This window comes from Neobacillus sp. KR4-4 (genome assembly GCF_042136325.1).
GTDB lineage: Bacteria > Bacillota > Bacilli > Bacillales > Cytobacillaceae > Neobacillus.
On the sequence record NZ_JBHHJU010000004.1, the window covers coordinates 224,887 to 238,140 of the forward strand.

At 37.9% G+C, this 13,254-nt stretch carries 14 protein-coding genes and 1 other RNA gene; 4 read left to right on the forward strand and 11 right to left on the reverse strand.

Annotation, left to right across the window (positions count from 1 at the left end):
* Positions 1-6 precede the first annotated feature (6 nt).
* The gene (locus tag ACE198_RS06255; protein WP_098571183.1) at positions 7-306 is read left to right on the forward strand and encodes a metal-sulfur cluster assembly factor; all 300 of its coding nucleotides are present in this window, start codon (positions 7-9) and stop codon (positions 304-306) included.
* 43 nt (positions 307-349) lie between these two features.
* Here ACE198_RS06255 and ACE198_RS06260 read toward each other — a convergent pair whose 3' ends face one another.
* The 8 genes from ACE198_RS06260 to ACE198_RS06295 all read right to left on the reverse strand — a co-directional run bounded on the left by ACE198_RS06260 (position 350) and on the right by ACE198_RS06295 (position 9,671).
* A complete protein-coding gene (locus ACE198_RS06260; protein ID WP_375375014.1) occupies positions 350-2,272 on the reverse strand; it encodes an ATP-dependent DNA helicase in 1,923 nt (640 codons plus the stop codon).
* Between the two features lie 56 nt (positions 2,273-2,328).
* Positions 2,329-3,486 carry a THUMP domain-containing class I SAM-dependent RNA methyltransferase gene (locus tag ACE198_RS06265; protein ID WP_375375015.1) on the reverse strand — a complete coding sequence of 386 codons (1,158 nt, stop codon included), beginning with the start codon at positions 3,484-3,486 and terminating at the stop codon, positions 2,329-2,331.
* A 152-nt stretch (positions 3,487-3,638) separates the two neighbouring features.
* Positions 3,639-4,043, reverse strand: an RNA gene (rnpB, locus tag ACE198_RS06270) — RNase P RNA component class B.
* A gap of 79 nt (positions 4,044-4,122) precedes the next feature.
* Complete coding sequence (gpsB, locus tag ACE198_RS06275) at positions 4,123-4,425, reverse strand: cell division regulator GpsB (RefSeq protein WP_026563881.1); 303 nt, start codon at positions 4,423-4,425, stop codon at positions 4,123-4,125.
* Between the two features lie 143 nt (positions 4,426-4,568).
* Entirely contained in the window at positions 4,569-5,126 is a 558-nt protein-coding gene (locus ACE198_RS06280) for an SLOG family protein (protein WP_375375016.1), read from the reverse strand.
* Between the two features lie 127 nt (positions 5,127-5,253).
* Positions 5,254-5,688: a CotD family spore coat protein gene (locus ACE198_RS06285; protein ID WP_251456908.1), complete on the reverse strand. Its 435-nt coding sequence runs from the start codon at positions 5,686-5,688 to the stop codon at positions 5,254-5,256.
* A 431-nt stretch (positions 5,689-6,119) separates the two neighbouring features.
* Complete coding sequence (locus ACE198_RS06290) at positions 6,120-7,376, reverse strand: ribonuclease H-like domain-containing protein (protein ID WP_375375017.1); 1,257 nt, start codon at positions 7,374-7,376, stop codon at positions 6,120-6,122.
* Positions 7,377-7,394: 18 nt separating this feature from the next.
* Positions 7,395-9,671 carry a DEAD/DEAH box helicase gene (locus ACE198_RS06295; RefSeq protein ID WP_375375018.1) on the reverse strand — a complete coding sequence of 759 codons (2,277 nt, stop codon included), beginning with the start codon at positions 9,669-9,671 and terminating at the stop codon, positions 7,395-7,397.
* A gap of 207 nt (positions 9,672-9,878) precedes the next feature.
* On the opposite strand from ACE198_RS06295, the gene ACE198_RS06300 reads away from it, so the two are divergent.
* Positions 9,879-10,577 (forward strand): Crp/Fnr family transcriptional regulator, encoded by a 699-nt coding sequence (locus ACE198_RS06300; RefSeq protein WP_375375019.1) that lies wholly within the window; start codon positions 9,879-9,881, stop codon positions 10,575-10,577.
* Between the two features lie 162 nt (positions 10,578-10,739).
* Positions 10,740-11,219 carry an Hsp20/alpha crystallin family protein gene (locus tag ACE198_RS06305; protein ID WP_098571214.1) on the forward strand — a complete coding sequence of 160 codons (480 nt, stop codon included), beginning with the start codon at positions 10,740-10,742 and terminating at the stop codon, positions 11,217-11,219.
* 52 nt (positions 11,220-11,271) lie between these two features.
* Here ACE198_RS06305 and ACE198_RS06310 read toward each other — a convergent pair whose 3' ends face one another.
* Positions 11,272-11,844: a YppG family protein gene (locus ACE198_RS06310; RefSeq protein ID WP_375375020.1), complete on the reverse strand. Its 573-nt coding sequence runs from the start codon at positions 11,842-11,844 to the stop codon at positions 11,272-11,274.
* Between the two features lie 188 nt (positions 11,845-12,032).
* Between ACE198_RS06310 and yppF the strand changes: the two genes are divergently transcribed.
* Positions 12,033-12,242 (forward strand): YppF family protein, encoded by a 210-nt coding sequence (gene yppF, locus ACE198_RS06315; protein WP_098571175.1) that lies wholly within the window; start codon positions 12,033-12,035, stop codon positions 12,240-12,242.
* Between the two features lie 33 nt (positions 12,243-12,275).
* Here yppF and ACE198_RS06320 read toward each other — a convergent pair whose 3' ends face one another.
* Both ACE198_RS06320 and ACE198_RS06325 read right to left on the reverse strand, forming a co-directional pair.
* Positions 12,276-12,632 (reverse strand): DUF1798 family protein, encoded by a 357-nt coding sequence (locus ACE198_RS06320; protein WP_098571174.1) that lies wholly within the window; start codon positions 12,630-12,632, stop codon positions 12,276-12,278.
* A gap of 78 nt (positions 12,633-12,710) precedes the next feature.
* Positions 12,711-12,974: a hypothetical protein gene (locus tag ACE198_RS06325; RefSeq protein ID WP_375375021.1), complete on the reverse strand. Its 264-nt coding sequence runs from the start codon at positions 12,972-12,974 to the stop codon at positions 12,711-12,713.
* Positions 12,975-13,254 lie beyond the last annotated feature (280 nt).

Here is a 13,254-nt window from a genome sequence, read left to right on the forward strand (position 1 = left end):
TTTATGATGAATATCAAAGAAAAAATTTTAAGTGCATTAAAAAGTGTTTACGATCCAGAATTAAATATAAATGTAGTCGACCTCGGATTAATTTATAATATTGAGATTACAGAGTCGAATGATGTTACGATTACGATGACCTTAACGACGCCAGGCTGCCCGCTCCATGACAGCATAACAAGCGGGGTGCGATACAGTGTTGAGGGGATTGAAGAAACAAAAAAAGTAGATGTAAATCTGGTTTGGGAACCAGCATGGTCTCCGGATAAAATGACCTCTGAAGGACTCAAATTATTAGGAAGATAATATATAAAAACGGAAGCACACTTTACGGTGCTTCCGTTTTTTATCATGCTTTAGGTTCAGTAGGCAAAACTTCTTTAACCCTCTCTAATACATCTGGGTCAATATGTTCATTTACCATAATATGAACTGCCCCTTGATCCTGTTCACTCCGTATCAAGCGTCCCACACCTTGACGTAAGCGAAGGAGCATATACGGTAGTTCAACCTCCGTAAACGGATTTTCCACACCCGCTTTTTTTGCGGTAAAGACAGGATCATTCGGTGGAAATGGAAGTGAAAAGATCATCACATTTTCAAGCGATCTTCCTGGAATATCGAGGCCTTCCCATAGATGGATGGAACAAAGAATCGCATGTTCTTCATTCTGAAATTTAGAAACAAGTGTGCTAATTTCTTCATCGCCTTCAAAATAAATAGGATATGTGACTTCTCCAGAAAGATTTTTCTTAAGATATGCTAACTCCTCTTTATTATTGAGAAGAATTAATGCACGCCCCTCTGATTCGCGAATTCCCTTTAAAATATAGTCAATTTTTCCGTCCATATCTGCTTGTTTAAAGGCAGGCAGGTAAATGTCCATCTTATCATCATAATCAAAAGGAGATGACACTGAGAACGAAAGATAGTCATCAACACCAAGACTCGCTGAAATATACTCGAACGATTTTTGATTTGCAAGCGTTGCAGAAGAGAAAATAAACGGTTTTTTCTGAGTGAACACTTCTTCCCGCATTACTTCTTCAACCATTTTTGGCATAATCACTAGTGTCCGTTCTCCCCCTTTCTCTTCGAACCAAGTAATTCCATTTAACTCCTGAAGAAAAAGTGATAAAGAATAAGTAATTTGTTCCAGGTATTCCTCTACAATTTTCAAATCGTATTCATTTATAACATATAACTCACTTTCAAATACTAATTCCTCTTCTAAGAATTGGAGAGTGGACAAAAGCTTTCTGCATGTCTTCAATACTAATGGGTGCTTAGTAATCATTTGTTTTTCAGACCCCTGTGAAAGGGAGGAGAATTGTGAAATTCCATCGAAAAATGCTTCATTATCTAATAAAGCCTCTTCTATCTTATATAAGGTTTTTTCTCGGACTTCATTTTCCATTAGTCTTGTAAGCAGTGTTTCTAAGGTATAATCAGTAAAACGGTAGCTTAATGCTTTCTGTGCCGCATATTCAAGAAGATGCCCTTCGTCAAAAACAACGGAAGAATGTTCGGGTAATAACGGCAGCTGTCCTTCACGCTTCCTCGATTCTTTTGTCCAAATATGTTCCATATAAAAATCATGGGAACAGATAATTAAATCCTCAGAGTGGCGGTAATACTCTCTGTGTAGGGTCAACCCACAGCGGTGCCGCTTCTCACATGAAAAACAATCCTGGACAGCATCCCAGCTAACTTCACTCCACTTCTCATCAGATAATGTTGGATAATCCCTTCTGTCGCCATATTTTTCAAAAGTTTGCATGGAGCCAACAGAATGAACGAAATCAGGCAGGTTTTCATATATACTTGCAATCTCATCGGAAAAGTCATTGTTCTTCGTTTGATCCAGCTTTTTTAAACATAGGTACTGATCTCGAGATTTAGCCAAGCGGACATCGATATCGAGTCCAAGGACCTTCTCTAACTTTGCGATATCTCCCTCTTTTTTCACCAACTGCTCAATTAAAGTCTCATCTGCACAGGCAATGACAGCCGGGCGATTCGTATAGCGAGCATACATGATCGCATAAAGCAAGTAAACGATTGTTTTCCCCGTACCAACTCCGGCTTCAGCAAACATTACTTTTTTATCTTTGAAGGCATTTTCAAGTTGAAAAGCCATATATATCTGTTCATCTCTTAATTCGAAGCCTGCTTCGGGCAATATGTCATAGAATAAGTCTCCGATCCATTCACCCAATTTTTCATAAAAAGACTCCGTTTTTGCAATTTCAAATGGCAAGCGTTTTTGCATGGTACCCTCCCCAAAAAACTTTCATGTGTTCCAACAAAAATAATGTTTCATTTGAATTACTTGTCTTGATTTAAATCATCTTGACGCGGCGGTCTTTTTCCCCAATATTGATAAAGATCCGTACGAATAAAGCCGTTAAATAGTTTTCTCTTTTTTGTCGCGGGCTTACCATAAAATTGTTCGAACTGCTCGTTGGAAGTTAAGATATATTTAGACCATGTATCAAGTGCGTTGAATGCCTCGCCCATTTCTTTATACATTTGTTCGACTGCTTTTTTCTCCCCAAGTCTTTCACCATAAGGGGGATTCCCAACAATGACACCGTATTGCTTATTGGTAGAAATGTCTCTAACCTGCATTTGCTTAAAATGGATCAAATCCCCAAATCCAGCCTCAAACGCATTGTCTTGGGCAATTTTCACCATTCTATGGTCGATATCTGTCCCTAAAATATCTAAGGGCTGGTCGTAATTTGCTAAGTCCTCAGCTTCATTTCTAGCATCATCCCAAACTTTCGCAGGGATCCAATTCCAACGTTCCGACACAAATTCCCTGTTAAAGCCTGGAGCAATATTTTGCCCGATCATTGCCGCTTCAATAGGAATCGTTCCAGAACCACAGAAAGGGTCCATAAAGGGACGGTCTGCTTTCCAATTAGTGAGTAGAACTAGCGCAGCTGCAAGGGTTTCCTTTAGAGGCGCCTCACCTTGATCCACTCGATAACCGCGTTTATGCAGCCCTTGACCACTCGTGTCAAGGGTAATGGTAGCAACGTCTTTTAGTAAGGCTACTTCGATCCGATAATAGGCACCGTTTTCTTCAAACCAAGTACTTCGCTTGTAGTGTTGTTTCATCCGTTCCACAACAGCTTTCTTCACGATGGCCTGACAATCAGATACACTAAAGAGCTTTGACTTCACTGATTTTCCCACAACGGGAAATTCAGCATCTTCGGGTAAAAATTTCTCCCATGGCAGGGCCTTTGTTTTTTCAAATAATTCATCAAAGGTGTATGCCCTAAATTCTCCGATTTTAATCTTAATTCGATCTGCCGTTCGAAGCCATAAATTACTGCGGGCAATAGCAGATTCATCCCCTATGTAGGTGACCTTTCCATTTTCAACTTCACAGTCATATCCTAATGCCCGGACTTCTTTGGCAACTAAGGCCTCCAGCCCCATGGCTGCAGTAGCTATTATTTGATATTTTCCCATTTCTTCACCCTTAATTCATTTCATTTGTATGTATATGGATTTCATTATTGACAAAAAGTGGTTTTTGAATGCAGTTTGCTGATTAATAACAATAAAAAGCTCTCCTTATTAGGAGAGCCGTTTATATCCAGCATTCATTCCCATTAATAACGTTCTGTAAGCCATGTTCTGTACCAGTGTACTACAAACGACACGGGTGTGTCTCGTACTTAGGTGGTAATCATCTATCTACAGACTCAAATTTGAGCCTGTCCTTCTCCTTGTTCAATTCCTCAGAGAAAGTGCCCCTACCATTATTTGGGTTTCTCGCTCGTGGGGTTTACCCGTTCCACCCTTTCCATTTCTGGAAAGACTACGTCACTGTGGCACTTTTATAGGTATTCATACCATATCCCAAAAGGACTTAGGTATTTTCCCGGCCGTCAGTTGGATGCTAGCCCCAACTGCCCTAGCTTATGAATTCACTAGGCACGAACACTACGAGCATCTCAGCTCGTGCGAGCATGGACTTTCCTCTGCAAGAATGCAAATGCATCTTACAGCGATTACCCGAACGTTATTAATGAATACAATTTATTATATGTATTTCACGCTGGTAATTCAATGGTTATTAACAGGAAATCTTCCTATTTTTTGTTAATCGTAAAGCTTGTTACCAAAAACATGTTTTTCAAGATTGGATAAGCGCTTCAAGATATCAAAATTCGTTGTTCCTGCAGGTTGTGCTGCTGGCTGTCTTTTGGAAGTTTCCTCAAGCTGTTTCCGGAGTCGAAGATTTTCCTGTTGAAGATCTTCAATCTCCTGATGAAAAGTTCCATAATCTTTAATGATTAAATCTAAAAACTTATCAACATCTTCTTGTTTATAACCGCGTACTCCAGACTTAAACTCTTTTTCTAAAATATCCTTGGCTGTTAATTTTACTTTATCTGACAGCATTCCATTCACCTCAGTATTCGCCAATCACTACCTATTATTTTTTCAAAAATATGTAGTTTTGTCAATTTTCATTTGTATTGAAAGTATTATGATTTTTAAAACAATTCAATATATGGAATAAAAACTGTAAAAATGACTAAAACTTAAAAATCAGACAGTTTCATCTGTTCTTCTTCCACGATCATCTGTAAATCATAAAATGTTATTAGTTCAATAGAGTATGAATATTTTTTTCGGTATTCCAAAGCCATTTCATAAAGATATTTTGGACTTCCTTCCTTTTCCTGATCATAAAGAAGGAGGAGCCCTTCACTTTTTTTAATAAAAAATTGATTTTTTAAGCGAAATTGCCATGGTTTTTCATAGCCCTTTTTCGTAACAGAATCAATGAAATCCGCTTGTGCCAGGATCGATTCATACCATTCCCGGTTATTCTCTTTCCATGATGCTTGCTGGTCTAGAAATGGAGTAATTACCGCAAGTTTTAAATCAGGAAATTCCATCTGTAATTCAAAAACAACCTCAGCAGCCCATAGTTCCACGCCTAACTGACCACTGATCAGTACCCATTCTAATCCTTCTTCCACCATTGGTAGTAACGATTTCTTTATCGCAGCCTTAATAAATAAAACCGATGGATGATCATTCTTAAAAATCCCCAATTCAAACGGTTTATAACCGGATATGGCTAAAACTTTCATCTAAAATGTTCTCCTCAATGAAAAAATTTTTTAAAATGGACAAACATTTGGACAAGAATAGCATATCATGTAGTAAAAATAAATAAAAAACAAGGGCTGAAAAGCCCCTGTAATCGCCGTTTTGATATTAGCGTCTTGGTCCCATAAATGGTCCTGGTGCAAATCCCGGGCCTCCTGGACCTCCCATTCCTGGACCAAATCCTGGGCCTCCCATTCCTGGACCAAATCCTGGACCTCCCATACCTGGGCCAAATCCTGGACCTCCCATTCCTGGGCCAAATCCTGGACCTCCTGGCAAAGCATTTGGCAAAGCATTTGCAGCAGGTAAAGTCGCTGGCATTGGAGCAGCACATGGGTTACAGCAATTAATTTGCTGGTTGCATACCTCTTCAGCGCATGATGCAGTTTGCGGGCAAAAATGTTTGTGTTGAAACAGATGATGATTCACCGTAGTTGTGTGGACAGGGTGAATATGGGGAACCACTGTTGTTGAAAACGTATGGTTCACAATTTGTTGAGTCGGATGAATAACAGGCGGCATAAAATTAGTTCCAAGATACATATGATAATCTCCCTTCAGTATTTTGTTTACATTACAGCCTATGTTGAAGGGATTACTCTTGTACTAATGAAAATACCTATTTTTCCTTGAGAACAGTTCATTTTCTTGATTTCTATTTATATATGTAAAACTGCCTAGCTTCTGAACTATACACACTAGGCATATGCTTTTTTTATAGAAAAGAATAAAAGCTATCTTTTAAACTTGTAAAAATAACTGCAGTCAAACATACGACAACAAAAAATAAAAATAAAATCGCCTTGTACATATATTACCAGCTCCAAATGTTTTGTATTTCATTTTTTTCAATCCAATTTCAAATTTTACAACTTTTAACGTTGTTTAACAATATGGAAATGCTGGTTTTACAAACAAATTACAAAGTTTTTTTGACAAAAATGTGAACGTTATAATAATCAATCGTTTTTCAGTTATTTTTCCATTTTCCTTTCTAACCGCTGAAGCCTGAACTGAAGTTGTTCTAGACTGCATTGACCTGAAATTACGGCAGTTTGTTCCGATCGAGACACGAGCATGATCGCTTTCTGACAGTAATCTATGGCAAGTTCATAATCTTTTATTCTATGTTCATGAATTTTTGCGAGTTCTAAGCAGGCTTCCAACATCAGCCGAGTATCACCAGAATCGGTGACATCCGAATACAGCTCCATTGCTTTTACCCAATCTTTTTCCTTTTTGCGTTGTAAAGCCAAAGAAAATTTAGCTTGATAGGATGTCATATCACTGCCATTTACAAGTTTGCTTAATACTTTCTCGGCTTGATTTCTTTCCCCTAAAGATGCGAACCAGCGCCCGACCTCAAAAGACTCCGACCTTGTTTGATCTATATCCACCCCGCAAAGCTGAAACGTGATATGAGTGTATAAGGTAACAAGCGATAAAATATCAATTTCATTATGCTTTAGAATACCCATCATCCCATCAGGTTGTTTACTCTCAATAAAATCAAAATAAATCATTGGAGCTAAAAAGCCCGGAATGTCATCAACTCTTTCCACACCAAGAACCTCTTTCTCAACCACAGCTAATTTCAAGCGTTCTAATTTATGCTTCCAAAGTCTCCGCGCGGCATGGAACAAATCAAAATGACCAAACTGCGGCAGTTTGGGTACATGTTCTCGAACTAAGGTATGCCTTGTTTTTACCTGTGGCCAATCAAATGACTTCCCATTGTATGTCACTAATGTTTTATAATTGATTTTCTCTAGAAAGCTTTGATATAAAGGGACTTCTGCTCCTGGGTTTGGTAAAATATGTTGTCTCAAAACAAGGGAATCTCCCGAAATACTCGCATATCCAAGAAGGAAAATGGTGTTTCCTACACCTCCTCCGAGACCCGTTGTTTCGGTATCAAAAAAGAATAATTCGTCAGCTTGGTGTCCCTCTGCCGATAATGGATGATTAACGGGCTGGTTGTTCCAAATGTCGACTGCAGCGAGGAAATCACGAAAACAGTAATGCCCATGCTGGTGCGAGAGTGGATATTTTACTTCTCTTATTAAACAGTAATTCTCGTCGAAATAATAAGGAAACACGTTTGCTTGCTCCCATTTCTCCTTGAAGGGAACCTCAATGCTAGCGGATTGTGGAGGAATGAAATTTTTTTCTGAAGTTCCGCCAGCAGAAAGATGTGGCTTTAGACGATTTAATTTATTTTTTAACGACATCGCTAATCTTCCTTCCCCCTATTTTGAGGATTTTAAAAATGCTTCAATTATTTTTAAGACATCCTTTTTAGCTGCCTCACTAACCGTGTCCGTCCCAATACAAGACGGGCAGCCACATTCACAGTGACATCCCGTAATCATTTTCTTTGTTTCCGCAAATACTTCTGACATTCCCGTGTGTATTTTCTCGCTTAATCCGACCCCTCCTGGGTAGCGATCATAAAAGAAAATGGTTGGCTTTTCGTTATGGTCCGCCTTTACCTGCGGTATGACATGAATATCCTGTGGGTCGGCCATAACGAATAAGGGGGCAATATGGTTTAGTGCATGGGCCGTCCCTACAAGCCCTTGTTCGAGTCTCTCATGGCCCAGCTCTGACAATGGCTGGTTTAAGGAGATCCAAGCTGCACTGGTATGCAGTTCCTCTTCCGGCAAATGGATTGGTCCCGACCCAATGTTTTCGTGTGTTTCAAATTTTATTTTTTTAAAAATGGTTGCCATGGCTCGTACACTTACATCTCCATAGCCAAATTCAGCTTCATCCAATGTTTGAAGTTTGTCCACTTCCAGTACTTTTAATTGAACCGCTAGATTTGCATCAGTAAAATAGTCTACATCTACTTCCCTTACGAAAGCTTTCTTCTCTTCCCAATCAAGTTTTTCCACCTGGAATTGTGTACCTTGATGCAAATAAATGGCTTCATCGTGGAGAAGTGTCATCGCGGAAAAGCGGTCCATTTCACCTATAACTTTGACATTGGCCACATCTGATTGGTCAACAATGATGACATTTTCCTGTGATGCCGATCGTAAACTAATGTTATGTGCAGGGAAGGAATCATTCATCCAATACCACTTGCCGCTATTATGATAAAGAACACGTTCCTCGGTTAAGTATTCTAACAATTCCTCTGTTTCGACACTGCCAAATTGTTCACCTGCTTTAAAAGGGAGTTCATATGCAGCACATTTCATATGATCTATTAAAATTATTAGGTTATCAGGATTGATCCTAGCTGTTTCAGGGCTTTTATTAAAAAAGTATTCAGGGTTCTGGATAATATATTGGTCAAGCGGACTAGAACTCGCTACCATTATTACCAGAGCTTCACTATGTCTTCTTCCGGCTCTTCCCGCTTGCTGCCAAGCACTTGAAATAGTACCTGGATAGCCAGTCATAATACATACTTGCAATTGTCCAATATCTACTCCTAGTTCTAGAGCATTGGTGCTGACTACGCCATAAATCTCACCTGAACGAAGACCTTTTTCAATCTTCCTTCGTTCAGTAGGAAGGTATCCACCTCGGTAGCCTCTTATAGACTTTGCACCCAATTGGTTTTTCACTAATTCTTGCAAATAGGTTAAAATAATTTCGACTCTTACTCTGCTTCTGGCAAAGACTATTGTTTGAATTTTATTTTTTAATAGTTCGCCAGCAATTTTCCGTACCTCTAGCGTGGCGCTTCTTCTAATGTTTAACGGCTTGTTTACGATAGGCGGGTTATAGAAGAGAAAGTGCTTTGTACCACTTGGGGCTCCATTGTTATCAATCAGGTGCATTTTTTCCTCTGTAAGAGTTTCGGCTAACTCTAGTGGGTTCGCTATCGTTGCGGATGTACAAATGAATACAGGGTTACTCCCATAATATTTACAAATGCGTTTTAGCCTTCTAATTACATTTGCTACATGGCTGCCAAATACGCCGCGATACGTATGAAGTTCATCTATGACAACAAATTTAAGGTTTTCAAACAAGGAAACCCATTTTGTATGATGCGGCAGAATCGCTGAATGGAGCATATCTGGGTTAGTAATCACCACGTGTCCTGCTTGTCTGACTCTTTGACGAATATTTGCTGGCGTATCTCCGTCGTACGTGTAACTATTGATGTCTACTCCTGCTGCTTGAATAATTTCATTAATTTCACTCTTTTGATCCTGTGCCAGTGCTTTAGTAGGAAACATATAAAGTGCGCGTGCACTTGGATTTTCTAGGATTGTTTGTAGGACTGGAAGATTATAGCATAGGGTTTTCCCTGAAGCTGTAGGAGTAACTGCAACAATACTCTTTCGCTCCATAATATTTTCATAAGCAGCTATTTGATGTGTATACAGCTGCTCTATTCCCCTTTCAAATAGCGTAGATTTTAATACTGGATGCAGGTCATTGGGAAGCGGTACTGTTTGGGCCTGCTTTTCATCTATTGTGTGCCAAGTGACGATATTGTCCTTGAATTGTTCATTTATTTGTAAATCAGTTAAAATTTCTTGTAGGGTTTTTCTTAACTTCATGCTTATCACCTCATTACTTCTATTCTATCGAATGAACGTTCGTAACAAAAGTAAAAATAATTAATTTTTGCTTTTATTCCGGTGGTATCTTTTTCCTCTACTATAAAATGTTCCATCTATTTTTTAACATTTATTAATACCATAAACTATTTCTAAAATTTTTGTTACAATAGATAATAACTGACTATGACTGTGAAGGTGAATCTAATGAAAATAGAAGAAATAAAAAGGGTGCTGGCTGATTTTACTCTTTTTCGAGAATTGAATGAATTTGAATTAACGAAAATCACTGATATCGCCATCTCCAGACAATGGAAAAAGCAAAGCCATGTATTTCTCCAAGGTGACCCGCTTGAAAATGTCTATTTCATTTATGACGGAAAAATCAAAATCTACAAAAGTGACATTAATGGCAAAGAACAAATTGTTGCAATTGCCAAAAAAGGGGAGATGTTTCCGCATGTGGGCTTTTTCAGAAAAGGTGATTATCCTGCCTATGCGGAAGTACTTGAGTCATCAACACTTATTGCCATTCCAATTTCAAAATTTGAAACGGTTTTAATTGATAACCCCGAGTTATGTATTAAAGTGTTTAAAGTGTTGGGTGAAAAAATCGTTGATTTACAAAACCGTTTAGAAGAGCAAATTCTCAATAATACATATGAGCAAATAGTAAAACTTCTGATACGCCTTGCCCAAAATCATGGAAAAGAACAAGAAGATGGGACAATCCTCTTAAAATCGGAATTTACGAACAAGGATCTTGCTAATATGATTGGGACTACTAGGGAAACCATTAGCAGAACACTGACAAAAATGAAAAAAGATGAATTAATTGAAGTAGATGATGAAGGCAACATGATAGTAGATATTAAAATTTTAATGGAAGAAATTCATTTAATATAGGCATTAATACCGCAGCATATCGGCTGCGGTTTTTATTTATAAATTTAAACGTTTTTGGACAATCCGAATTCTTCTGAATCCCAAGGATAAAATATGACGGCACATACCCAGTTATATTCGCATATACTGGCAAGTGAAAAACTGGAAAGCGAGGGAATCCATATGTCATCTTTGGTGCCGAATGATAAAAATTCAAAAAAGCCTAGAACTGATTCTTTTGGTGATTTAATGAAAACGATGAACGAATTTTTCCATGAAAAACCGATTAAGGGCTTTTTACAGTCAATTGATGATTTTTTCAAAAGTCCATTTCCACCAGGGGCAAACTTCCATGTTGACACACTTGAAACAGGTAACGAATATATCATCTCAGCTGAACTGCCTGGGGTTAAACGGGAGCAGATTCAATTAAATATCTCAGGTAATTATTTGACTATTTCTGTAGAAAATAAAGAACTTGAAACAGCCGAAGATGAGCATAACCAGATTTATCGGCGAAAATACTTACAACAAAAATCATCCAGAACCATTTCCTTTCCACACACAATTAACGAAAAAAATGTCAAAGCTTCCTATCGTGATGGTTTATTAAAAGTCAGAATTCCCCAGGAAAAAGGGAAAATGATTGAAATTGAGGAGTAAACATCTATATATCTCCAAATAAAAAGACGGCTTCCTGATGAGCCGTCTTTCCTTATGCTTTAAATATTCCACCAAATCCTTTGACAAGTGAACTTACTTGACTAACAGCATTCATCATTTGCCCAGCAGTGTTAACCATTTTATTAATATCTACCGATCCATCCTGGGACTTAAAAGAGTTCATAAAGGACTGGACTCCTCCCGCCTGTTTCGGGATTGCACTTTGTTTAGGATATGGATTCATCGCTGGATAACCATTCATTGGCATATACTGTGGTTTTTGAACCATTTTTTCCTGAGGTTGCAATGGATTTTGGAATAGGAATTGCGAATCCCCTTGTGAAAAAGACTGGTTATTAAAAGAACCTTGTGGAACATGGCCAGGTTGATAGTTTTGCATATAAGGCGGATAGGCTTGCTGATAATATGGGTTTGGTGGGTTTGGTGGATTTTGTTGTTGGTATAATGTCCAATCAAAGTTTTGAGGTGGTGCTTGATATAAGTATGGTGGATTACTAGTAAAATGCTGCTGATTTCTTTGTTGACCAACTGGACCTTGGTGCATCATTTGCCCCGGATATCCATTATTGAAGTAGTAATTGGTTGGTCTTTTCTTTCCAAACATGGGCAAACATCTCCTCCGCATTTTATCTACTACACTTTATGAAGAAAAGGAAGGAATGGTGATTCCTCCTGAAAAGATTCCCAATGTCATAATGACAAGAATTTTGTCTAAAGTTTAAATATTTTAAAAACTAGAAAATCATCACTTTCGTGTTACGATAGAAAAAAGGATGAAGGAGGAGCTAATAGATGGACATTCGCGAATTAAAAAGCAAATTTATTCAAAGCAGGGATTATACAACTGATGATGTAAATGCATTAATGGATTTTGCTAAGAAAGCGTATATTCATAACGATATAAATATTAAAGAATATCGTCTTCTAGTCTGTGAGCTTGAAAAACAAGGCGCAGTCATACCTGAAACGGATAATGAAAACTCCCTCATCGAACATTCTTAATACTCATCAAAGAGATGCAAATGCATCTCTTTTCTATTTTTTTAACTCTTTTAATATTTCTAAAAGGAAAAATTCAACCGTGCGATTGGCATTAATAAACCTTGTTCTACTGGTCTCTGGGAAAAAAGCTTGGATTGAAAGTTGATCAATATGTTCAGAGGTGGTGTCAACTTGCTTTAAATGAAGATGTTTATGGTCTGAGTCTGAAAGCCACCTCTTCATCGCCAGTTTCCATTGGTCATTTATCTCCTTTACTTCATTTGCAAATGGCTTTATGACTTCATGAAAATCATACTTAGTCCCTGTTGTCCGCCCCTCTTGATAATACTTCATGAATAAGCTGTTAAAAGCTAATAGTTTTTCTGTTAAATCAATAATTTCTTCAGACATCTCGAAAAAACCCTTCCTTCCAAAAATAAAAAAGTAGCATGAAGTTTTTTCCATGCTACTTTCATTGATATTGTTATTTTAACGGCAATTAAAAGCCCAATTCAAGTTGTATGGCTCTCCTGCTATTTCTACGTTTGAAATAGAGTTAACTTTTTCCATTGTTTTTTCTAGTCCAAATAGTTTTTGTTTGGATTCCATTATCTTATCCTGTTCTTCCTGATCTAAACTTTTGCGCAGGTCTGAGAAGGATGCTTCTAGCACCACTTCCAAGTCTTCTAATTGATCATATATTTCCGTAAGCATTGAAATCAACTTTTCTTTATCGGACAATGGCTTATTCATCAATCAAACCCCTCCCAGCATTTTCTATTTAGTATAATTCTCCTTCTCTTTTTTGCTTCCTTCTGCCTTGACAAAACTAGTTTCTATTCGCCAAAGGTAGTGGTAAAATGGCATTTTTCCCTTAAGGTTTCGACACCACTTTACCTGCATGAAAATTAAAAAAGCGCACATTCTATTATTGGAGGTGCAATTAATGCCAAAAAATAAAAATCAAATTAAAAAGGAACAATCAAGACCAGCTGATGAAGTAAAAAAGACAGGCTATGGTGATAAAAAGCTT

Coding starts and splice junctions, on each gene's coding strand:
- ACE198_RS06325 (WP_375375021.1), bottom strand. CDS start 12,974: ATGAATAAGCCATTGTCCGATAAAGAAAAGTTGATTTCAATGCTTACG.
- ACE198_RS06255 (WP_098571183.1), top strand. CDS start 7: ATGAATATCAAAGAAAAAATTTTAAGTGCATTAAAAAGTGTTTACGAT.
- ACE198_RS06285 (WP_251456908.1), bottom strand. CDS start 5,688: ATGTATCTTGGAACTAATTTTATGCCGCCTGTTATTCATCCGACTCAA.
- ACE198_RS06260 (WP_375375014.1), bottom strand. CDS start 2,272: ATGCAAAAACGCTTGCCATTTGAAATTGCAAAAACGGAGTCTTTTTAT.
- ACE198_RS06290 (WP_375375017.1), bottom strand. CDS start 7,376: ATGTCGTTAAAAAATAAATTAAATCGTCTAAAGCCACATCTTTCTGCT.
- ACE198_RS06295 (WP_375375018.1), bottom strand. CDS start 9,671: ATGAAGTTAAGAAAAACCCTACAAGAAATTTTAACTGATTTACAAATA.
- yppF (WP_098571175.1), top strand. CDS start 12,033: ATGGACATTCGCGAATTAAAAAGCAAATTTATTCAAAGCAGGGATTAT.
- ACE198_RS06310 (WP_375375020.1), bottom strand. CDS start 11,844: ATGTTTGGAAAGAAAAGACCAACCAATTACTACTTCAATAATGGATAT.
- ACE198_RS06280 (WP_375375016.1), bottom strand. CDS start 5,126: ATGAAAGTTTTAGCCATATCCGGTTATAAACCGTTTGAATTGGGGATT.
- ACE198_RS06320 (WP_098571174.1), bottom strand. CDS start 12,632: ATGTCTGAAGAAATTATTGATTTAACAGAAAAACTATTAGCTTTTAAC.
- ACE198_RS06305 (WP_098571214.1), top strand. CDS start 10,740: ATGTCATCTTTGGTGCCGAATGATAAAAATTCAAAAAAGCCTAGAACT.
- ACE198_RS06300 (WP_375375019.1), top strand. CDS start 9,879: ATGAAAATAGAAGAAATAAAAAGGGTGCTGGCTGATTTTACTCTTTTT.
- ACE198_RS06265 (WP_375375015.1), bottom strand. CDS start 3,486: ATGGGAAAATATCAAATAATAGCTACTGCAGCCATGGGGCTGGAGGCC.
- gpsB (WP_026563881.1), bottom strand. CDS start 4,425: ATGCTGTCAGATAAAGTAAAATTAACAGCCAAGGATATTTTAGAAAAA.